This window comes from Photobacterium minamisatsumaniensis, assembly GCF_050336695.1.
Taxonomy (GTDB): Bacteria; Pseudomonadota; Gammaproteobacteria; order Enterobacterales; family Vibrionaceae; genus Photobacterium; species Photobacterium minamisatsumaniensis.
Genome location: NZ_JAKJSI010000039.1, coordinates 21209 through 44469 on the forward strand (window position 1 = coordinate 21209; position 23261 = coordinate 44469).

Below are 23261 nucleotides of genomic sequence, written 5' to 3' on the forward strand. Positions count from 1 at the left end.
AAGTTCAAGGCGCCATTTCCCATATGAATAGCGTTAACAAAAAAGACAGCCTTGGCTGTCTTTTTTTGTTTTTATACTTGGTCGGTGCTACATCGTGTTATTAACGCAAACGTGGCGTATCATCGTCGTCTTTTTGCTTATCTTTACGTTCAAACTCACCATCAAATACATCGCCATTCTGATCCTGATCGCGTGATGACTTCTTAAAGGGGTCAGTATCATGTTGGCCAAATGGGCTCTGACCATCAAAGCCTTGCCCACCACCGAAACCGGCACTAAATCCAGACCCCGACGCCATACCCTGCACTTTCACACGGCTCATTAGTTGCTTGGCTAACATCGCACGCGGCGCAGGAAGCAACACCATCATACCCAATGCATCCGTCATAAAACCCGGCGTAAGTAATAGCACACCCGATACGGCTAACATTACCCCCTCAACAATCTGCTGAGCAGGTAACTCACCTTGCTGTAAGCGATTTTGCACCGACATTAATGTTGCAATCCCCTGACTACGCACTAAAGACGCACCCACAATAGCGGTTAACAGCACTAAGCCTATTGTCGGCCACATACCAAGAAAGCCGCCCACCTGTACAAACAAGGCTATTTCGACAATTGGTACGACAATAAAAAGAAACAATAGAATAGGAAACACGGCTTACCTCTTAATGGTTGGCTGTCTAGCAGGGGGGTTATGTGGCACATAATGCGCATCTCACAGGGTTCCCCTACGCTTATAACAAATATTGGGAGCAATCAGACATTTTTCAACTCTATAACGAGAGGATTAATTGCAACTATTTATTACAATACACTTGTTGTTGATATAAAACATAATCGTCACATCCTGTCATAATTGGTCATTTACCTTCATAAACCACAGGGTAATTGTTAACAGTATATGTGATTAAGATCTCATTATTGTGCAAATGTTTTCACTCCAATTAAAAAAGTGATCTGGGTTATGTTTTTACCCCTAAAGGGGAGTATTATCGGCTTCAGACAAAAGGTGTCAGGTACGATCATCTAGCCAAACTCTCTGCAGAATGGACTTCTGATTAACAAGATTGGCTCAACATTCGAATTTATTTAGCAGATTCCACTAAGGCTACGCCATGTCTCAGATGATTGATTTAGAACAAAATGAAGCAACCCTAAACGTTGCAACCCGTATCGAAGAAGATTTACTTGGTGAACGTCACATCCCTGCTGACGCTTACTGGGGTGTTCACACACTTCGCGCTGTTGAAAACTTCAACATTTCTAAAACGACAATTTCTGATGTACCAGAATTTGTTCGTGGTATGGTTTTCACCAAAAAAGCAGCAGCAATGGCTAACAAAGAGTTGGGTGCTATTCCTTCTGATGTTGGTGAATACATTATTAAAGCGTGTGACCTGATCCTAGAAACAGGTAAATGTATGGACCAGTTCCCTTCTGATGTTTATCAGGGTGGTGCAGGTACTTCTGTTAATATGAACACCAACGAAGTTGTTGCTAACCTTGCTCTTGAGCTTATGGGCAAAGAGAAAGGCGAGTACGACATCGTTAACCCTAACGACCACGTTAACAAATCTCAATCGACTAACTGTGCATACCCTACCGGTTTCCGTGTAGCAGTATACAACAGCATCACGACACTGCTTGACGCTCTTGGTTACCTAAAAGGTGCTTTCGATGCAAAAGATCAAGAGTTTGCTGAAGTTCTTAAAATGGGCCGTACCCAGCTTCAAGATGCAGTGCCTATGACTGTCGGTCAGGAATTCCATGCCTTTGGTATTCTGATCAAAGAAGAAATCAAGAACCTTCAGTACACCGCGCAACTTCTTCTTGAAGTTAACCTAGGTGCAACAGCGATTGGTACAGGTCTAAACGCAGCAACTGGTTACCAAGAGCTTTCCGTTCAGCGTCTAGCTGAAGTAACAGGCCTACCTTGTGTACCTGCTGAAGATCTTATCGAAGCAACATCTGACTGTGGTGCTTACGTAATGCTACACAGTGCACTTAAGCGTACTGCAGTTAAGCTTTCTAAGATTTGTAACGACCTACGTCTTCTATCTTCTGGTCCTCGTGCTGGTCTTAACGAGCTGAACCTACCTGAAATGCAAGCTGGTTCTTCAATCATGCCTGCAAAAGTTAACCCTGTTATCCCAGAAGTGGTAAACCAGGTTTGCTTCAAGGTTATCGGTAACGACACTACGGTTACATTCGCAGCAGAAGCTGGTCAGCTTCAGCTAAACGTAATGGAGCCTGTGATCGGCCAAGCAGTATTCGAGTCTATCGACCTACTGAAAAACGCATGTATCAACCTACGTGACAAGTGCATCGACGGTATCACTGTAAACAAAGAAGTATGTGAGTACTTCGTGTTTAACTCTATCGGTATCGTTACTTACCTAAACCCATTCATTGGCCACCACGAAGGTGACATTGTTGGTAAGATTTGTGCTGAAACAGGTAAGAGCGTGCGTGAAGTGGTTCTAGAACGTGGCCTTCTTACAGAAGAGCAACTAGACGACATCTTCTCTGTGCAGAACCTAATGCACCCAGAATACAAAGCTAAGCGTTACAACTAATAAAGTAACCGCGATACAGCTCGGCGGATGTTCAGGATGAAGATCCGCCAATTTTTGCTACAGATTCCCCCCCCTTTTTTTTATTTTTTAACTTTAAGACAGGACAATCATATGATTGGTGTAGAGCTATTTGTGGTTCTCGCGTTCATTTATTTGGGCGCACGTATTGGTGGTATTGGTATTGGTCTCGCGGGTGGTGCCGGCGTTATCGTACTTTCTTTGGTATTAGGCATGCCTACTAGCCAAAGCTATATCCCGATTGATGTAATTCTTATTATCATGTCTGTGATCACTGCAATCGCTGCAATGCAAGTTGCTGGTGGTATGGACTGGCTAGTTGAACTGGCTGAAAACTTCCTGCGTAAAAACCCTAAGCGTATTACTTTCTACGCACCTATCGTGACATACCTAATGACACTGATGGCAGGTACCGGCCACACTGCATTCTCAACCCTACCAGTTATCGCAGAAGTCGCGAAAGAGCAAGGCATCCGTCCTTCTCGTCCGCTGTCTATTGCGGTTGTTGCTTCTCAGATTGCGATCACAGCATCGCCAATCTCTGCCGCGGTTGTTTTCTTCTCAGGCATTCTGGAGCCACTAGGTGTCGGTTACCTAACGCTACTAGCAATCTGTATTCCAACTACATTCCTTGCTTGTATGGTTGGTGCATTTGTCGCGAACTTCCTAGGCTGTGAACTAAAAGACGATCCTGTGTATCAAGAACGTCTAGAGAAAGGCCTTATCAAGCTTAAAGGTTCTGGCAAGCGCGAAATTCTACCGACTGCAAAACCTGCTACTTTCATCTTCCTTGGTGCTATCGGCTTTGTTGTTTTATATGCAGCAGCAATCTCTGGCTCAGTAGGCCTGATTGAAAACCCTGCGCTTGGTCGTAACGAAGCAATCATGACAGTAATGCTAGCAGCAGCAGCGGCTATTGTTACTTTCACAAAAATCGATGCATCTAAAATTGCAGCGGCGCCAACCTTCCGTTCAGGTATGACAGCATGTATCTGTGTACTGGGTGTAGCATGGCTTGGTTCTACGTTCGTTAACGCACACGTTGATGGCATCAAAGAAGTGGCAGGCTCACTACTAAGTGACTACCCATGGATGCTAGCACTGGTACTGTTCTTTGCTTCTATGCTGCTGTACTCACAAGGCGCGACTACAACTGCACTAATGCCAGCGGCATTGGCTATCGGTGTTGCTCCACTAACTGCAATTGCTTCTTTCGCAGCAGTAAGTGCGCTATTCGTACTACCAACTTACCCAACGCTACTTGCGGCAGTAGAAATGGATGACACGGGTTCAACCCGTATCGGTAACCTTGTCTTCAACCACCCATTCTTTATCCCGGGTGTGGTGACTATCAGTACTTCTGTAGCACTAGGCTTCGTATTCGGTGGCATCATCCTGTAATTTCGATTTAGGATTAACTATCATAGAGGCTGCCTTCGGGCAGCCTTTTTTACACACTACAAACAATATCTTACCTCTAATTACCCCCTTAACTCCCTCTTAGCTGTTCACTAAGGTGTCACCACAACCATAAGCTGCAGAGATAAAATCCATATGCGGAGATGTCGATAAGTGGCTAAAAATAGAGTGTAAGGCAGGCGTCAGTTCTATGCGGCGATGAGCCAGACAATACGTCAATTTAACTGTACTGGTATCATTGTTGATATGGTAAATAATGCTTTGATAGGGTGACAAGAATATACAGGAGAGTAATGATCAAGATTGTGCGCCATGAAACGTCTTGCTTGGTGACTCAGTTAGTCACTAACGGTTCAGGAAATAGAGCAATAAGAAGCGTAAAATGAAGTGTTAATTTAATGTCTCCGCCCCATCCTAGGGCGAAGACTATGAACAACTACGGATTCCAACGTACTTGTTCTAACCGATTTCAGCGTCAATCCCGACGATGAATCCGGTATCATGTCTCTTTTGCTACAGAGCAGGCAAGACAGGAAAGCCTGCCCGTTAATAATAGTAATTGAGCCCGCTTGGCGATAGAGGTAAAAGCGTTATGCAGCGATGCAAAAATGGTATGAAGTTAGACGACCTACGCACCCTGATTGCAATAGCCCAACAAGGAAGTTTCAGAGCAGCAGCCAGTGTACTAGAGATTCCACCCGCGACGCTCAGCCGCCGTCTTCAACGACTCGAAGATACGCTTGGTAGCCAGCTGGTGATAAGAGACAGCCGTAATGTCTCACTCACCCCATTAGGGGTCAGCTATTTCGAACGATGCCAGCCATTACTTGAAGAGCTTGAAACTGCCACTGATGAACTTCTAGATAGCAGCCACACCAGTCCCCGCGGTGCACTGCGTGTCTCGGCACCTGTCGGTTTGTTGACCCATCAGCTCATGCCACTGTTTAACCAATTCTTGGCGATGCATCCAGATGTCACCTTGTCGCTAACTCATCTGTCGAACCAACATCACGACTACAGCCCTGAGCAATATGACGTGGTCTTTCGTGTCGGCCAGCAACCAGATTCCAGCTTCGCTGCCGCCAAGATAGGCGAGTCACAACGTATTCTCGTTGCCAGCCCATACTACCTAGCAAATAATGGTACACCACAGCACCCAGACGACATCAACCAGCATGCCCGACTTGCCAGTGTGCCAGAATTTGAGTGGGCACTTACTAACAATAGTGAAACGGTGTGGTTGAACTCACCGGTAAAAATGGCAATCGCGGATCTAAACAGTATCAAGCAAGCTGCCATTAACAGCCTTGGCATTGCCTGCCTACCCAACTATGTGGTTGCTGATGCAATTCAAACAGGCCAGCTCTGTACAATGATGGACAGCTGGTATTCCCCACCACGCCCTATTTATATGCTGTATCAGCGTCTCGGGTATATTCCTGCCCACATTCGCCAATTTACTGACTTCATGCGCGATGCTCTGGGTGGTGAAACAAAAACCTAAGCAAATGAAACCAAACGCTGATTAACACGGTCTGAGAGAGTATAGTTAAAATAAGTTAATCAAAGACTCAGCCAAATCAGATGACATTATTACAACGATATCGCGGTATACCGCGTCGCTTTTTTGCCGTATTTGCGCTTCTCGGGCTGCTGCTCACCAGCCTGCCAACATTGGCTTTTAACATTCCGGGGTTGTCGAGCAACCAGAACCAGTTTGTGCCTGTTGATCAAGCATTCATGTTCAACTTCAGCCAGCAAGGCGATCGGGTCTATCTCGATTGGCAAATCAAACCAGACTACTACCTCTATCAACATCAGTTGTCTGTCACCTCAGAGAATGCCGAGTTAGGCAATATCAATATCCCTGCAGGTCAGCCCTATCAAGATGAATTTTTTGGTGAGGTCAATATCTATACCGAGCCACTCACGCTGAGCGTGCCTGTGCTCAATGCTGCCAGCAGTGACACCCTTACAGTGCGTTATCAAGGCTGTGCCAAGGCAGGATTCTGCTACCCTCCGGAAATCAGAACGATCCCCTTAAATGCGGTTACCGCAGGCACCAATGCGACACAGACAGGTACATCTGGCTCTGATACAACTAAAGAAGCAGCGGTAGTAAGTACTAACAATAACCCAGCAAACATTGTTGCTTCAACGACGCCAACATCGCAACAAGATAAACTGGCGGGTGACTTAGCCGATCAGTGGTGGACCCCGCTTGTTTTCCTCGCATTAGGGATCGGCTTGGCGTTTACCCCCTGTGTACTACCGATGTATCCGATTTTAAGTGGCATCGTGCTAGGTAACGGTCAGCAAAGCCATGGTCGAACTTTTCGCCTTGCTTTTACCTATGTGCAAGGCATGGCACTGACTTATACATTATTGGGGTTAGTTGTTGCTTCAGCAGGCATGCAATTCCAAGCTGCATTACAACATCCCTATATTCTAATTGGCTTAAGTGTACTGTTTGTGGTGCTAGCCCTGTCGATGTTCGGAGCCTACACCATACAACTGCCTAGCAGCATGCAAACCTGGCTCAATGGACTGAGTAATAAACAACAAGGCGGCCATACTGGTGGTGTCTTTGCCATGGGAGCGATATCAGGGTTGGTTTGCTCACCTTGTACTACCGCTCCCCTTTCTGGTGCGCTAATTTATGTGGCGCAAAGTGGTGACTTGCTGACAGGTGCCATTGCGCTCTACGCGTTGGCCATTGGTATGGGGATCCCGCTGATTTTAGCTGCTATGTTTGGTAATAAGTTACTTCCGAAAGCAGGTGGTTGGATGAATCACGTTAAGGTGTTCTTTGGTTTTGTGCTACTCGCTGTGCCGCTGTTCTTACTAGAGCGTATTTTACCCGCGCATCTGATGCCATACCTTTGGTCGGTATTGGGCATCGCGGCGTTTGGTTGGCTATATCATGTTAAGAACACATTAGCAGTTTCATGGCGCAGTAGCACGCTTGCGGTTATTGCCATTGTCGGTCTATTCATCTCCGTTCAGCCTCTTTATCCATTAGTTACGGGGGTTAATAGCTCAAGTTCAACATCCGCTGACTCAACGCCAGCAATGACGGTTGAATTTGAACGTGTGAGCAGCATTGATGATCTTGAGCTTGCATTGGCTGAGGCGAAGGCGAAAGGCATGCCCGTCATGCTCGACTTTTATGCTGACTGGTGCGTCGCCTGTAAAGAGTTTGAGAAGTACACTTTTCATGATCCTGAGGTAGCTAAGCAGCTACAGCCCTTTGTATTACTGCAAGCAGATGTCACCAAAAGTACCCCTACAGATATTGCGTTATTACAGCAGATGAATGTACTCGGCCTACCCACAATTGATTTCTGGGACAAACAAGGCAACCGCCTTGAAGGTGCAAGGCTGACGGGCTTTATGAAAGCAAAACCGTTCCTTTCTCACCTTGAAGGGTACCAGCTCGCCAAGTGAGTGAATAAACTCAGCAATAAAACCTAAAAAAGCGCCATTTGGGCGCTTTTTTTGTGTTTTTAATGCCCTCATTGAGTAGCGGTAATACTGCAGTCCACCCCTTTCATACCCTAGCGGCATAGCTGAATGTTTGACGGTTATCGAGTGCTCGCTTTAAGATAAAACAACCGCTTAATCACACTTATTGAACTAATCGCAAAATTTGTCTCACTCAGAACCGATCCAGCTCAGATCTTAGGTGTTAACAAATTGATCTGGGCAATATCCAGTGATAGCGTAGTTAAAAACCACCAAAAGTGACTGCCATGGACGCTCAGTACACTATCGTTATTGCCGATGATCATCCGCTATTTCGCAATGCCTTATTTCAATCGGTGCATATGGCGATAAGCGGCGCGAATTTGCTGGAAGCCGATTCGCTCGACAGCCTGCTCAGCCTACTCGATAAAGAACCTGATGTTGACTTGTTACTCCTCGACCTCAAAATGCCAGGAGCCAATGGCATGTCGGGATTGATCCAGCTCCGTAATCAACACCCCGATCTTCCTGTGGTGGTGATTTCAGCCAGTGAAGAGCCCAATGTCGTCCGACAAGTTAGGCGCCATGGGGCATTTGGCTTTATTCCAAAATCCAGCGATATGCGGGCACTGATTGGCTCACTCAATCAAGTGCTTGATGGTGAGCCTGTTTTCCCCGAGGGGCTTGGCGAAGATAACGAAGAATATAACGATCTCAATGAACGTATTGCAGCGCTAACGCCTCAGCAATATAAAGTCTTGAGCATGCTCTCTGATGGCTTGCTCAATAAACAAATCGCCTACGAACTCAATGTATCAGAAGCGACAATCAAAGCGCATATGACGGCTATTTTCCGCAAGCTCAATGTAAAAAATCGTACCCAGGCCGTTATTCTTCTGCAACAAATGGATCTGACATCGTAAAGTAAAATTATTTATACTCCGCCTTAGACCTTCGGCTAACGCAACAACTCCATAACATCAAAAGAAACCAGCAAACTTCACAGAATCGCCGTCATTACGGCGATTTTTGCGTTTTCCGCTCGACTAAAGTTGCACTGTTTCCTTTACCAATCATTGCTATTGTCATTGTGTAACATTTCATTAACACGCTTATGACGACGTGAAAGGAGATAACAATGGCGTTCGAATCCACAGAACATGCTCAAGCCTACTGGAAGGAAAACTTGGGAATCATGGGAACACTACTCACGGTCTGGTTTGTAGTGTCTTACGGCGCAGGCATCTTATTTGTTGATGCCCTCAATACCATTCAATTTGGCGGTTTTAAGCTAGGGTTTTGGTTCGCTCAGCAAGGCTCGATTTATACCTTCGTGGCGCTGATATTTATTTACGTAGTGCGCATGAATGCGCTCGACAAAAAATACAACGTACAGGAAGACTAGAGGTTAGAACATGGATATTCAAACTTGGACGTTTATTCTCGTCGGTATTACTTTTGCAGTATATATTGGCATCGCTATCTGGGCCCGTGCTGGCTCAACCAGTGAATTTTATGTAGCGGGCGGCGGTGTACACCCTGTTGCCAATGGTATGGCAACGGCTGCTGACTGGATGTCGGCTGCATCATTCATCTCAATGGCAGGTATCATCTCGTTCGTTGGTTACGACGGTACGGTTTACCTTATGGGCTGGACTGGCGGTTATGTCCTACTGGCACTCTGCCTTGCACCTTACTTACGTAAGTTTGGCCAATTTACAGTGCCAGATTTCATCGGTGAACGTTACTACTCTAAAACTGCACGTATGGTTGCTGTCTTCTGTGCCATCTTCGTTTCTTTTACCTACGTTGCAGGCCAAATGCGTGGAGTGGGTGTTGTATTCTCCCGCTTCCTAGAAGTCGACATTAACCTCGGTATCATTATTGGTATGGGTATAGTGTTCTTCTACGCTGTACTTGGCGGCATGAAAGGCATCACTTATACGCAGGTTGCTCAATTCTGTGTCCTTATTTTCGCTTTCCTTGTACCAGCAATCTTCACCTCTATCATGATGACGGGTAATCCACTTCCACAAATTGGTATGGGGTCGACTATCTCAGGTACAGATGTTTATCTACTGGATAAATTGGACGGCTTAACCGAAGAGCTCGGCTTTACCGCCTATACAGAAGGCAACAAGAGCACCGTCGATGTCTTCTTTATTTGTGCAGCACTGATGGTTGGTACAGCAGGGTTACCACACGTAATCATTCGTTTCTTCACGGTACCAAAAGTGCGTGATGCACGTATCTCCGCTGGTTGGGCACTACTTTTCATCTCTTTGCTATACACAACAGCACCAGGTGTTGCCGCATTTGCCCGTGTAAATATGATTGAGACCCTTAACGGCCCTGACATGCAAGGTGTTCCAGCCGCAGAAGCCCCAAGCTGGTACCAGAACTGGGAAAGCACAGGCTTAGTCAGCTGGGAAGATAAGAACGGTGACGGCAAAATGTTCTACTCGGGCGATGAGCGCAACGAGATGACGATCAACCGCGACATTATTGTACTGGCATCACCTGAACTGGCGAAACTGCCAAACTGGGTTGTAGCGTTACTCGCAGCCGGTGGGTTAGCAGCAGCACTTTCAACGGCAGCTGGCCTGCTATTGGTTATCTCAACGTCTATCTCTCATGATTTACTGAAGAAAGGCTTCAGGCCAAACATGACAGACAAGCAAGAGCTATTAGCCGCACGTTTGGCTGCAATGGTCGCGATTGTCGGTGCCGGTTACTTGGGTATAAATCCGCCAGGGTTCGTCGCACAGGTTGTTGCTTTTGCCTTCGGCTTAGCCGCTGCATCCTTCTTCCCTGCCATCATCTTGGGTATCTTCTACAAGAAGATGAACAAGGAAGGTGCAATAGCAGGTATGTTAACGGGTATTGCCTTCACTGCTAGCTACATCATTTACTTCAAGTTCATTAACCCAGCAGCAAGCACCCCAGAAAACTGGTGGTTCGGTATCAGCCCTGAAGGCATCGGTACGCTAGGTATGTGTTTAAACTTTGTTGTTTCAATTGTGGTGAACAAGTTCACAGCAGAAGTACCAAAAGAAGTACAAGACATGGTTGAGTCAATTCGTTATCCGAAAGGCGCGGGTGAAGCTCACGACCACTAATCGGTCAACCTCTGGCTAACGGGTTACTCCGTTATTCAGAGAGGTACCCATAAAAAACGGAGCATTCGCTCCGTTTTTTTATCGCTAAAATACCCCTTACACTTTACTTAAATCATGCTGATTAAGCAGCGTTCTAAGCTTTAACGGTTTAACGGGTTTACTAATAAAAACAAAGCCGTGGCCAGTGATCATTTTCCGAGTTTCAGTGGTACGATCGGCACTGATCACCGCCCCTCTAAATGTATTACCAAGCCGCAAGCTACATTGCTGAAGTACCTGTAAGCCCGTTTGCTCGTTTGCAAGGTGATAATCACTGAGCACAAAGTCAGGACACCAGCCATCATCCAATTGCTTTATTGCACCAACAACCGATTCTGCCAGCCGGATCTCGCACCCCCAGCGCGACAGTAAGGTTTCCATGCCTAATAAAATGTCAGGCTCATTATCAACACACAGTACCTTCAGCCCGGCGAGCGGCGCCACCTTGCACTCAACCTCAGGACCCGTTAATACTGAAGGCCGAAGTACGCCACGCTTTACGGCTAACTCAAAAACGGTACCTTGCCCAGGCCAGGAGCGCAGAGATAAATGATGGTCGAGTACTCGGCTGATCCCACGGGCAATCGCTAATCCAAGGCCTAAACCATGATCCAACCCGCTGCGTTCAATGCGTGTGAATTCATCAAAGATATGCGCTTGTTTGGATTCCGGTATGCCTGGGCCATTATCCCAAACTTCGATTTGAAGCTGCCCACTTTTACGCCTCACCCCTAATACAACCTTGCCATTGGGGTTATAACGAAAAGCATTGGTCAGAAAATTTTGTAATGCTCGGCGTAGTAGCTTGGGATCTGACACTATCACCGCATCACTGTGTACAACTTCAAAGTTTATTCCTTGTTTACGGGCTAATGCACCAAACTCTGCCCCCAGCGTATTAAGCACTTCACTTACTTTGAAAGGGTGCACATTCACTTGTAACTTGCCCGCCTCCAACCGCGAGACATCCAACAAGTCACCGATCAAATCTTCAGCAGCACCTAACGCACTTTCAATGTGCCGGGCTAATTTGGCACTTTCTTCGTCTTGAGTCACTTCTGATAAAGAAGATGAAAATAGCCGGGCGGCGTTTAATGGCTGCATCAAGTCATGGCTGACCGCTGCTAAAAAACGTCCTTTCGAGTGTGCTTGCTGCTCAGCATGTTGGGTGGCACTCACCAACTGTCGGTTAAGTTGCTCAAGCTCTCGAGTACGCTTTCTAACCCTAACTTCCAACGTCTCATTGGCCTCTTTTAATGCCTGCTCAGCATTGCGAAACTCGGTAATATCGGTGAAGCTCATGACAAAGCCTCCACCTGGCATCGGATTACCCTGCACTTCGATAACCCGGCCATCTTGACGAATTCGCGACGAAGTATGTGCCGTGCCACGCAACAAGTGCTCAACCCGTTTAGCAACATGTGCCTCGGGATCGCCAGGACCACATAGTCCCAACTCAGCATTATGCCGTATTACATCAGCAATCGGTCGGCCGACTTGGATCAACCCAGCCGGAAAGGTAAAGAGTTCAAGATAACGCTGGTTCCACGCCACCAGCCTTAACTGCTTATCAACCACCGCAATACCTTGGCTAATATGCTCTATCGCCCCTTGCAGTAACCCTCGGCTGAAATCAAACAGCTCAGAGGCTTCATCAACAATCGTTGCAACCTCTTCAAGCTGCATATTGCGCCCTTGCAGTGCGGACGTTAATACCAACCTTGCTGACGATGCGCCAAAAACGCCAGCCAGCACCCGCTCGGTATGACGAATTAAACTGGCGGGAGCTTGTTGGTGCGGCTCGGTTACTTGATGGTGTTGTTCGGCATATTGACTAAACGCATATCGCACCCGTTTTCGGCCGACAAAACGGGCCGCTAACATTTCCAATTCGGCCACTGTCACACGGGTTTGATATAGACTTGCGTCTTCAGTTTCAGGTAGCGGAGCCCCAACAAACGAAGCGGCTTGCAAACGTTCTGTCAGGGATGAACGCGTAAGTAAAGACACACTAACATAAAGCGAAATATTGACCGTCATGCTGAGTAGCATCCCCCAGTCAACCACCGTCAGATCGTGCAAGATAGGCCACGCAGGAGGGGTGAGCAACCAAAGCAATAGGTTAGTCTCAGCCGTGCCAGCCAACATATTGGTTTGCCCCATCATGGTCACAATCCAAATGCTGGCACCACCAAGTAATCCCGCATAAACGCCATTGCGATTCCCCTCACGCCAATAAATCCCCCCCAGTAATGCAGGGGAAAATTGGGCGATTGCCGCAAAAGAAAGCAAGCCAATCGCAGACAGCGATGGAATATTACCGAGAACCTGATAAAAGCCCCAAGCTGCCAGCAATAACAATAAAATAAGACCACGGCGTATATTTAAAAGAATGCCAGAAAAGGCATTGAAGTTACGCCCAGACACACGCAACCGGCGGAGCAATAATGGCAATACCAAGTCATTCGACACCATGATCGCCAATGCGATAGTCGAAACTATCACCATACCACTGGCAGCGGATGTTCCCCCGACAAAGGCCAGCAGCGCAATGCTATCGGCCCCTTGCAACAAAGGCAGGTTGATCACATAGGTATCGGCAGCTATGTGGGGCAATAATGCTTGCCCCGCCATGGCCAATGGCACCACAAAGATCCCCATCAACACCAAATATAACGGGAATACCCAACGGGCTTTATGCAGATCTTGCGGCCTGTTATTTTCAACCACAATGGTGTGGAATTGGCGCGGTAAGCAAATAATGGCGGCCATGGTTAGCAAGGTATGGATCAACAAACTGCCGGTATTGGGAAGTGTTGGCTGCAATAGCTCTTGGCTCACCACATTAAGGTTTGGCACATCCATCAACAAACTAACAGCAAAGACCCCGACAACCAAAAAGGCAGCGAGTTTGACCAAAGACTCAAACGCTACTGCCATCATCATACCTCGATGATGCTCGGTCGTATCGATATGGCGCGTACCAAATAACACGGTAAAAGCCGCTAACGACAAGGTCACGAGCCAGGCAATATCAGTTTTATCGCCCATACTTGAGCCGTCAGCGCCTTGACCTAAACTGGGTGCAATCAGCTCCAACCCCATGGTGATACCACGTAATTGCAGCGCGATATAGGGTAATATCCCCACGACAGCTATCAGGGTGACCAGTACTGCTAGCCCTTGAGACTTACCATAGCGCGCAGCAATAAAGTCGGCGATCGAGGTTATATGCTCACGTTTTGCAATTAAGATCAGCCTAGCCAGGATACGCCACCCAAACGTAAAGACGATAATAGGTGCGATATAGATAGGTAGAAATGACCAAATATCTCGACTGGCCTGACCGACAGTGCCGTAAAAGGTCCAAGAGGTGCAATATACTGCAATTGAAAGGCTGTAAATCCACGGTCGCCACCTTGCCATCCACTGTGTTTTTTTATCACCGTACCACGCGATAAAAAATAACAGTCCAAGATAGGCCAGTGAGACCGGCACGACGATCCATCCCTGCGCCATTGTTAATCCCTAGTAAATATTTTGTGGGCACCAGTGTAACGAAACCACTGGCACTCACCAATACGAGGGATCACACTTCTTAGCGGCTGCCCATGACGCAGCCGCTATAGTATTAGCTTTCTTTTACGATACGACGGCGGGGGATCGCTTCGATTTTCATCAATAACGCAGGTACACCCATCAATGCCATCAACCAGAAGATATTGGCACCCCACATACCGTATAACCAACCACTTAATGCCGTCATTAACGCCATGAATGCGCCCATAGGCAAGGCGTTGTACAGCGCTTGCAGGGCAACCATTTGGTTACTAGGCACTTTCTGGATATAACGAATAGTCGCCAAGTGTGCCGCTGCAAATGTAACACCATGCAGAGCTTGAGAGGCAAACAGCATAGGTAGCTCAACCATGCTCGCGGTGATCCCCCAGCGAACCAATACGCCGACGGCCGCTAGGCGAAACATGCCACCGATACTCCAACCGGCAAACAGTCGTGCGCTCAAGGCGAATACAGCCACCTCAGCGACAACACTGAAGCTCCATAGATAACCAATAATGTCTTCGCCATAACCCACTTCCTTCCAGTAAATAGCACTAAAACTGTAATAAGCGGCATGACTGCCTTGTAACAATGCAACTATCGACAAGAAGCGGATCACTTTCGGATCGCGTAAGATCGCCCTTAATGCTGGACGAGGTTGATCATGGCTGTCAGGTTCAGAAACTGGCAATATTGTTGGTGTGCGCATAGCAAAGACCAATGCAACCACCAAACCTACCGCGGCAACCCACGGGATCACATCTGGACTATATTTTGCCGCCAATAGACCAACGACCGTCGAACCGGCAATAAATGCAATTGACCCCCATAGTCGCGTACGACCATAGTCTAGATGGCCTTCTTTAGCATAATGATTGGCTAGTGCATCTGACAGGGGAACAATCGGCCCAACCATCATGTTGTACAGCACCGTCATAAATGCCAATGCCCACAGACTGCCTCCGCAATAAATATAAGCAATACAACTCATAAGTGCCGCGACACCAAGCCAACGTAACGCTGGAATTAAATACTCCACTTTATGAATGCGGGGTGTAATCACAAGATTCGCTAAACAGCGAACGCCTAGCCCTAAACCCAGTAGCAAACCGATATTAGAAGCATTGACCCCTAAATGCGCAAACCAAAGCGCCCAAAATGGCAGATAAACACCGTAATTAAAGAAAAAACCAAACAGATATTGCGACGTCCATCCATAGGGGCTACTACGAAACATGCCTTGTCCTATTAAGCGAAGAGAATAATTGCGCCTATTATGCCTATAACTCACAACAGCCCCAATGAATTAATCTATCAATATCACCTCTCCTACTCTTAACCATCAGCACGACACCCTTTCACCTTGCTATACGGCATAGACTAAAGTCGTCTGGAGCTTTGATGATAACCAGCGGACACTGTCATAACTCAATCCCCCCTTTCACCTTACTCAGGAGAGCATCATGTCAGAGACCTTCGACACCTCGCTGCCCCCATTTGATCGCCTGAGCCCGACTCAACTTCAAACCTTAGTAGGGGCGTTGGATGTCGCTTATTATCGTCAGGGGGATTCCTTGATTGAAGCCGATACGTCATGCCATCAATTATTTATCATCATTAAAGGCAGCGTCGAAGAAAGTAGCGCTGTAGGGGATGGCGAAGTTTATGCCCATTATACCGCTGATGACATATTTGATGTGCGGGCGATGCTTGAGCCACAATGTCGCCACCGCTATACCGCACTTGAAGACACGTTGTGCTATCTGCTCCCCAAAGACGTCTTCAATACGCTATACCAAGCCAACGGACAATTTGCCGCCTACTTTGAAAGTAACCTTGCTCGCCGACAGCAATTGCTAGAAGAGGCGCATCGCCAACAAAATTTAGCTGAATTTATCCTGACAAAAGTTGACGACGACAGCATTCAACCCTGCCTTGTATTACCTCGTGAGACCTCACTGCGAGCGGTTACTGAACAACTACAAGCCATGGGCATGGATGCCGCACTCGTCAAAGCCGACGACAACCACCCTTATGGCATTGTAACCCGAACCAATTTACTCCATGCCACGATGCTCGATGACCTTTCGCCATCCACCGCTGTCGGACAAGTCGCAACCGCCCCTGTGATCAGCGTCAAAAAAGGGGATTACCTGTTCAATGCCATGCTTGCCATGACTCGCCACAAAGTAAAACGGGTGTCGGTGCTCGACGAGGGTAACATTGTCGGTATGCTCGATTTAACCCAAGTATTGAGCTTATTCTCGACGCATTCCCATGTATTAACATTGCGTATCGCTCGCGCTAATTCTGTCGAAGAACTGGCGCTGGCAGCAAGCAGCCAATCTCGACTGGTCGAAACACTCTTTAACAACGGCATTCATACCCGGTTTGTCATGGAACTTATCGCGACCGTCAATGAACAGATTATCGAAAAAGCCTTTCAACTTATCGTGCCGCAAGTCATGCATGATCATTGCTGTTTTGTGGTCATGGGATCTGAAGGGCGTGGGGAGCAAATCTTAAAAACCGATCAAGACAATGCCTTGATCCTCGACGACGGTGTCGAGTGGCCCACACTCTCACAAACCATGCACGCCTTAACCGAAACCCTAAATAAGCTCGGCTACCCGCTTTGCCCCGGTAATGTCATGGTCAACAACCCCAAATGGGTCAAACATAAAAGTGAGTGGTTACATACTATAAAGGCCTTAATATCTCGGGGAAATGATACCGACATGATGGAGCTGGCCATTTTAGCCGACAGCCACGCTGTCGCAGGTAACCGCGAATTATTGGTTCCTATCAAGCAACAACTCCACCAACAAATGATTGCACAAGAGCGCCTACTCACCATATTCACTCGGCCAGTATTACGTTTCAGCGTACCGCTTTCGCTCTTTGGCAAACTAAAAGCGAACAAACACGGGTTAGATATCAAGCAAGGGGGTATTTTCCCAATTGTGCATGGCTGCCGCGCGTTAGCTCTCGAACACAACGTCGAACACAACAACACGTTCGAGCGTATTGAACAGCTCGTCGAGCGTAAAGTACTTGAGCCCAGTACTGGCTCCAACCTTAGTGAAGCACTCAAACTCTTCATCAAATTACGCCTACGCCAACAACTTGATCACCCATCAGGCGGCCTTCAGCAGCATATTTACGTCGAACGCCTCAGCCGTCCTGATCGCGACCTCCTTCGCCATAGCCTACACGTTGTTAAAAAATTTAAAGAGTGGCTGGGCTACCACTATCAAATTCGAGACTAAGCAACTCCCTTGGCCATTCTTACTCATCATTTAAGGCAGAAGCCGTTATGAATATTCTACAGCGTTGGTGGTATCAGCATAAATTAAGGTACAGCCCTTACCGTCCCCTCTTTGATCGCTACAAAGGCGAAGAGCTTGTCTCACTCGACTGCGAAACCACCAGCCTTGATCCGCACAGCGCTGAATTAGTCACGATTGCAGCAACCCGTATACAGGAGAATCGGATCCTTACCAGCCAATCCATTCACCTAACGCTTCGCGCACCGGCGAGTTTAGATGCTGGCTCCGTCACCATCCACCGCCTCCGCCATCAAGATCTCAATCAAGGCCTTAACGAAGAGCAGGCGTTAGAAAAACTACTCGATTTCATCGGTAATCGGCCTCTGGTCGGTTACCACATCCGCTATGATAAAACGATCCTCGACCGCTATTTCCGTCGGCATTACGGTTTTTCGCTACCGAATAAAATGGTCGAAGTCAGCCACCTTTATCACGAACAATTAGAGCGCCAGTTACCCAATGCTTATTTCGACTTAAGCCTTGAGGCGATAAGTCGCCACCTCGACTTACCCGTCCCTCCGCGTCATGACGCACTGCAAGATACGATTACCGCAGCGATGATTTACGTTCGGCTCAAGCACGGTGACATGCCAAGCCCATCGGTTCGAACTTGCTAAAAGCAACCAAACTTGCTGTCGTTCATTTTTACGGACAACAGCGTTTCATTGTGTTGTTCAAGAATCAAACCCTTGGCTAAGTGCAAGTTTTTGATTGAAACTTCACTGCAACAACAATCACTTGGCTATTTTTATCGCCCTCTCATCCTAAAGTCTAATTGAGACTGGCTTCGATCTATTGGAAGTTAGTACTACGCAAGCAAAATAAACCTGCATACAGAATAATCCGGTCCAGTAAGGACAAAAACGGAACATCAAGGAGAATAGGATGAGTGAAGTTCACGTGTATCCAGTAAATCAGGACATTGCCGCTAACGCACACATTACTGATGAGCAATACCGCGAGATGTATCAGCAATCAGTGATTAATCCAGAGGGTTTCTGGCGTGAGCATGGGCAAATTGTCGATTGGATCACCCCATTTTCCAAAGTAAAGAGCACGTCTTTCGATACTGGGCATGTCAACATTAACTGGTTTGAAGACGGCGAACTTAATGTCTCAGCAAACTGCCTTGACCGCCATCTTGCCACGCGAGGCGATCAGCCCGCGATTATTTGGGAAGGCGACGACCCAACCGACGATGCCACACTGACCTATAGCGAGCTTCATGAAGAAGTATGTAAATTTGCCAATGCACTAAAGAGCCAAGGCGTGCGTAAGGGTGATGTTGTTTGCCTTTACATGCCTATGGTTGCGGAAGCGGCAGTCGCGATGCTGGCTTGCACCCGAATTGGTGCCGTTCACACTATAGTCTTTGGTGGTTTCTCACCAGAAGCACTCGCAGGCCGTATTATTGATTCTAACGCCAAAGTAGTGGTAACCGCAGACGAAGGCGTACGTGCTGGTCGCGCGGTGCCTCTGAAAAAGAATGTCGATGATGCCCTTGCAAACCCTAACGTCACCTGCGTTGAAAAAGTACTGGTACTAAAACGCACAGGCGGCAACGTTGAATGGAACAGCGAGCGTGATGTTTGGTGGCACGATGCTACCGCCGTTGCTTCAAGCCATTGCGAACCAGAAGCAATGAATGCCGAAGATCCTCTGTTTATTCTTTATACCTCGGGTTCAACCGGTAAACCTAAGGGTGTGTTGCATACCACAGGTGGCTATTTGGTCTACGCGACCATGACCTTCAAACATGTTTTTGATTACCAAGAAGGTGAGGTGTACTGGTGTACTGCTGATGTTGGTTGGATCACAGGCCACAGTTACTTGGTTTATGGACCACTGGCAAACGGTGCCACCACCCTACTGTTTGAAGGTGTACCAAATTACCCGTCAACCAGCCGCATGAGCGAAGTAGTTGATAAGCACCAAGTTAATATCCTATACACGGCTCCAACCGCCATTCGTGCTCTGATGGCTAAAGGTGATGAAGCCGTTGCTGGTACAAGTCGCTCGTCATTACGTGTTATGGGCTCAGTCGGCGAGCCGATTAACCCTGAAGCATGGGAATGGTATCACCGCACCATTGGTGACAGCCGCTGTCCAATCGTTGATACCTGGTGGCAAACAGAAACGGGCGGTATCTTAATCACACCGCTTCCTGGCGCAACGGCCTTGAAACCCGGCTCTGCCACTCGCCCATTCTTTGGCGTACAACCTGCCATTGTTGATAATATGGGGAATATTCTCGACGGCGCAACAGAAGGTAACCTAGTGATGATCGACTCTTGGCCAGGCCAGATGCGTACACTATGGGGCGATCATGAGCGCTTTGAGCAAACATACTTTTCAACCTTCCAAGGCATGTATTTCACGGGTGACGGTGCTCGCCGTGATGAAGATGGCTACTACTGGATCACTGGTCGTGTCGATGATGTACTGAATATCTCGGGTCACCGTATGGGGACCGCTGAAATTGAATCAGCCCTTGTCGCATTCGATAAAATAGCGGAAGCCGCGATTGTCGGTGTACCTCACGATATTAAAGGTCAGGCTATCTACGCCTATATCACCCTCAATGATGGCGAGATCCCAAGTGCCGAATTGCATAAAGAAGTGAAAAACTGGGTGCGTAAAGAAATTGGCCCGATTGCAACACCTGACTTCTTGCATTGGACAGAGGCTCTACCAAAGACTCGTTCAGGGAAAATTATGCGCCGAATCTTACGTAAGATCGCTACAGGCGACACTGCAACCCTTGGTGATACATCAACCCTTGCCGATCCAAGCGTGGTCGACAAACTGATTGCCGAAAAACAAAAAGTACTTTAATTAAGTATTAGAGTGTTCAAAAGCCGTCGTGAGACGGCTTTTTTGATCAACCGCTAAAAGTTACACTCCGAATTTACGTTGCTATTGTCTAACCGACATCGCTCAAGCATGATGACTTTGCACCCGAATAAATAAAATCAGCTCCAACCTCGAGCACTCAAAATTCGGTACTGACTGTTCGAAATAGCCTAAAAAAGGTCATGGTGACTGCAAACCATGCCTTTAAGAATAAGAAAATATGACCGCTTTTATCCTGTAATGGTAGCTAACCACCATGCTCAAAGGCTGATTCTTGTAGGGTAATTGCCAACTCGTCACTTTTTCTGTCATCCATCACCTTCTACAGGTGTTCATATTAAAATTGGTGATTAGACCAGTATTTTGCTGCGATTTGCGGTGAATTCTCTATAATTGCTCATCAAGCATGTTTTGGCAGATAAAAACGGACCACACGGAAGCAACGCTGCAGTTTTCTGCATGTTGTTAGAGTAAAACCTCAAAAACAAGTGATATAACGTCAAGATGTCGACCGTTCAACGCATATTACTCATTAATGGCCCGAATCTAAACCTACTCGGTTTACGAGAGCCGGGACATTACGGCCAGCAGTCTCTGGCCCAAATCGTGACGCATTTAACTGCCAAAGCAACTGAACTAGGTGTGGAACTAGAACACATCCAATCAAACGCAGAACATACACTGATCGATGCAATCCACAATGCCTATGGCAACGTTGATTTCATCATTATCAACCCGGCCGCGTTTACGCATACAAGCGTTGCGATCCGAGATGCCCTACTGGGGGTCAGTATTCCGTTTATTGAAGTGCATCTATCTAACGTCCACGCTCGAGAGCCGTTCCGTCATCACTCTTATCTTTCAGATAAGGCTGTTGGTGTGATCTGTGGTTTAGGCCCTGATGGCTATGAATTCGCCCTGCAGTCTGCGGTTCGCCGCCTACAAGCAGACGCTAAATAAACATTATAAGAGAAAGATAAATGGATATTCGTAAAATCAAAAAACTGATTGAGCTAGTTGAAGAGTCTGGTATTGCTGAACTTGAAATCTCTGAAGGTGAAGAATCTGTACGCATCAGCCGTGCCGTGCCACCAGCTGCAGTACCAGTACAATATGCACCAGCACCTGTTGCCGCGCCTGTGGCTGCACCAGTCGAAGCACCTGCGGCAATGGCGGCACCTGCCGCTCCAGCAGCACCTGCTGGCCATCAGGTTCTTTCTCCAATGGTGGGTAGCTTCTACCGTGCACCAAGCCCTGAGGCAAAAGCATTTGTTGAAGTTGGTCAATCAGTTAATGTTGGCGATACATTATGTATCGTTGAAGCGATGAAAATGATGAACCAAATTGAATCAGACAAGGCCGGTACTGTTGTGGCTATCCTTGCTGAAGACGGTGACGCAGTCGAGTTCGACCAGCCGCTAGTTATCATCGAGTAACCGGGGCTTTTTATGTTAGATAAATTAGTTATTGCCAACCGAGGCGAAATTGCACTGCGTATTTTACGTGCGTGTAAAGAGCTAGGTATCAAGACCGTTGCGGTTCACTCTACGGCTGACCGCGATCTAAAACATGTACTGCTTGCTGATGAGTCAATCTGTATTGGCCCAGCAAAAGGTACTGAAAGCTACCTAAACATCCCACGTATTATCAGCGCAGCTGAAATTACAGGGGCTGTTGCCATTCACCCTGGCTACGGCTTCTTATCAGAAAATGCTGACTTTGCTGAGCAAGTTGAGCGTTCTGGCTTTGTTTTCGTTGGCCCAAAAGCTGAAACCATCCGTATTATGGGTGATAAAGTAGCAGCTATCTCGTCGATGAAAAAAGCGGGTGTACCTTGTGTACCAGGCTCTGATGGCCCTCTTGACGACGACGAAGGTAAGAACAAAGCCTTTGCTAAGCGCATTGGTTACCCAGTGATCATCAAAGCCTCTGGTGGTGGCGGTGGTCGTGGTATGCGTGTTGTTCGTAGCGAAGCCGATCTGATCGAAGCTATCGCAATGACCCGTGCTGAATCAAAAGCCGCCTTCAACAATGATATGGTTTACATGGAGAAATTCCTTGAAAACCCTCGTCATATCGAAGTTCAAGTTTTGGCTGACGGCCAAGGTGGGGCAATCCACTTAGGTGAGCGTGACTGTTCAATGCAACGTCGCCACCAGAAAGTGGTCGAAGAAGCACCAGCACCTGGTATTACTGAAGAAATGCGTAAGTACATCGGTGAACGTTGTACACGTGCATGTCTTGAAATTGGTTACCGCGGCGCAGGTACGTTTGAGTTCCTATACGAAAACGGCGAGTTCTATTTCATTGAAATGAACACCCGTATTCAAGTTGAGCACCCAGTGACTGAAATGGTTACAGGCGTTGACTTGATCAAAGAGCAGCTCCGTATTGCCGCAGGCCAACCGTTGTCTTTCACCCAAGACGATATCAAGATCAGCGGCCACGCTGTAGAGTGTCGTATCAACGCTGAAGATCCTGAGCGATTCTTACCTTGTCCAGGTAAGATCGAACGCTTCCATTCACCTGGTGGTATGGGTGTTCGTTGGGAATCACACATCTACACCGGCTATACGGTTCCGCCGTACTACGATTCCATGATCGGTAAACTGATCACCTTTGGTGAAAACCGTGATGTGGCAATTGTTCGTATGAAGAATGCGCTGGGTGAGATGATCATTGATGGCATCAAAACCAACGTACCGCTTCAGCAAGAAATCATGGCTGATGAGAACTTCCAGCATGGTGGTGCGAACATCCACTACCTAGAAAAGAAACTCGGCTTACAATAAGCAAAGTCCTTTTCAGATAAATAGGCTGCCTCGGCAGCCTATTTTTATATCAAACCCGACAAAAACCCTCTGCATCTGGCACTCCCT

16 protein-coding genes are annotated in these 23261 nt (G+C 47.3%); 13 read left to right on the plus strand and 3 right to left on the minus strand.

From position 1 onward, the window contains the following. Positions 1-100: 100 nt before the first annotated feature. Entirely contained in the window at positions 101-658 is a 558-nt protein-coding gene (locus tag L4D78_RS20235; protein ID WP_428468611.1) for an FxsA family protein, read from the minus strand. A gap of 460 nt (positions 659-1118) precedes the next feature. Between L4D78_RS20235 and aspA the strand changes: the two genes are divergently transcribed. The 7 genes from aspA to L4D78_RS20270 all read left to right on the plus strand — a co-directional run bounded on the left by aspA (position 1119) and on the right by L4D78_RS20270 (position 10600). After that, a complete protein-coding gene (gene aspA, locus L4D78_RS20240) occupies positions 1119-2579 on the plus strand; it encodes an aspartate ammonia-lyase (protein WP_428468612.1) in 1461 nt (486 codons plus the stop codon). 111 nt (positions 2580-2690) lie between these two features. Continuing rightward, positions 2691-3998 (plus strand): anaerobic C4-dicarboxylate transporter, encoded by a 1308-nt coding sequence (locus tag L4D78_RS20245; RefSeq protein ID WP_428458462.1) that lies wholly within the window; start codon positions 2691-2693, stop codon positions 3996-3998. Positions 3999-4608: 610 nt separating this feature from the next. Next, positions 4609-5520, plus strand: coding sequence for a LysR family transcriptional regulator (locus tag L4D78_RS20250; RefSeq protein ID WP_428468613.1), 912 nt, complete (start codon positions 4609-4611; stop codon positions 5518-5520). Positions 5521-5600: 80 nt separating this feature from the next. Next, positions 5601-7463, plus strand: a complete 1863-nt coding sequence (locus L4D78_RS20255; RefSeq protein WP_428468614.1) for a protein-disulfide reductase DsbD — start codon at positions 5601-5603, stop codon at positions 7461-7463. Between the two features lie 305 nt (positions 7464-7768). Continuing rightward, the gene (locus tag L4D78_RS20260) at positions 7769-8404 is read left to right on the plus strand and encodes a response regulator transcription factor (protein ID WP_428468615.1); all 636 of its coding nucleotides are present in this window, start codon (positions 7769-7771) and stop codon (positions 8402-8404) included. A gap of 215 nt (positions 8405-8619) precedes the next feature. Then, the gene (locus L4D78_RS20265) at positions 8620-8886 is read left to right on the plus strand and encodes a DUF4212 domain-containing protein (RefSeq protein WP_428458458.1); all 267 of its coding nucleotides are present in this window, start codon (positions 8620-8622) and stop codon (positions 8884-8886) included. Between the two features lie 10 nt (positions 8887-8896). After that, positions 8897-10600: a sodium:solute symporter family protein gene (locus tag L4D78_RS20270; protein WP_428468616.1), complete on the plus strand. Its 1704-nt coding sequence runs from the start codon at positions 8897-8899 to the stop codon at positions 10598-10600. A 96-nt stretch (positions 10601-10696) separates the two neighbouring features. Here the strand turns inward: L4D78_RS20270 and L4D78_RS20275 are convergent, their stop codons facing one another. Further along, entirely contained in the window at positions 10697-14158 is a 3462-nt protein-coding gene (locus tag L4D78_RS20275) for a PAS domain-containing hybrid sensor histidine kinase/response regulator (RefSeq protein WP_428468617.1), read from the minus strand. A 112-nt stretch (positions 14159-14270) separates the two neighbouring features. After that, positions 14271-15437, minus strand: a complete 1167-nt coding sequence (locus L4D78_RS20280) for a 3-phenylpropionate MFS transporter (protein ID WP_428468618.1) — start codon at positions 15435-15437, stop codon at positions 14271-14273. A gap of 226 nt (positions 15438-15663) precedes the next feature. Here L4D78_RS20280 and L4D78_RS20285 point away from each other — a divergent pair, with 226 nt between their 5' ends. From L4D78_RS20285 to accC, 6 genes are all read left to right on the plus strand, one after another. After that, entirely contained in the window at positions 15664-17469 is a 1806-nt protein-coding gene (locus L4D78_RS20285; protein WP_428468619.1) for a DUF294 nucleotidyltransferase-like domain-containing protein, read from the plus strand. A gap of 47 nt (positions 17470-17516) precedes the next feature. Continuing rightward, the gene (locus L4D78_RS20290) at positions 17517-18146 is read left to right on the plus strand and encodes a 3'-5' exonuclease (protein WP_428468620.1); all 630 of its coding nucleotides are present in this window, start codon (positions 17517-17519) and stop codon (positions 18144-18146) included. Positions 18147-18414: 268 nt separating this feature from the next. After that, positions 18415-20364, plus strand: a complete 1950-nt coding sequence (acs, locus tag L4D78_RS20295; protein ID WP_428468621.1) for an acetate--CoA ligase — start codon at positions 18415-18417, stop codon at positions 20362-20364. A 522-nt stretch (positions 20365-20886) separates the two neighbouring features. Then, positions 20887-21342: a type II 3-dehydroquinate dehydratase gene (gene aroQ / locus L4D78_RS20300; RefSeq protein ID WP_428458452.1), complete on the plus strand. Its 456-nt coding sequence runs from the start codon at positions 20887-20889 to the stop codon at positions 21340-21342. Between the two features lie 20 nt (positions 21343-21362). After that, the gene (accB, locus tag L4D78_RS20305; protein WP_428468622.1) at positions 21363-21818 is read left to right on the plus strand and encodes an acetyl-CoA carboxylase biotin carboxyl carrier protein; all 456 of its coding nucleotides are present in this window, start codon (positions 21363-21365) and stop codon (positions 21816-21818) included. Positions 21819-21830: 12 nt separating this feature from the next. Beyond that, positions 21831-23174 (plus strand): acetyl-CoA carboxylase biotin carboxylase subunit, encoded by a 1344-nt coding sequence (accC, locus tag L4D78_RS20310; RefSeq protein ID WP_428468623.1) that lies wholly within the window; start codon positions 21831-21833, stop codon positions 23172-23174. The last annotated feature ends 87 nt before the right edge of the window (positions 23175-23261 follow it).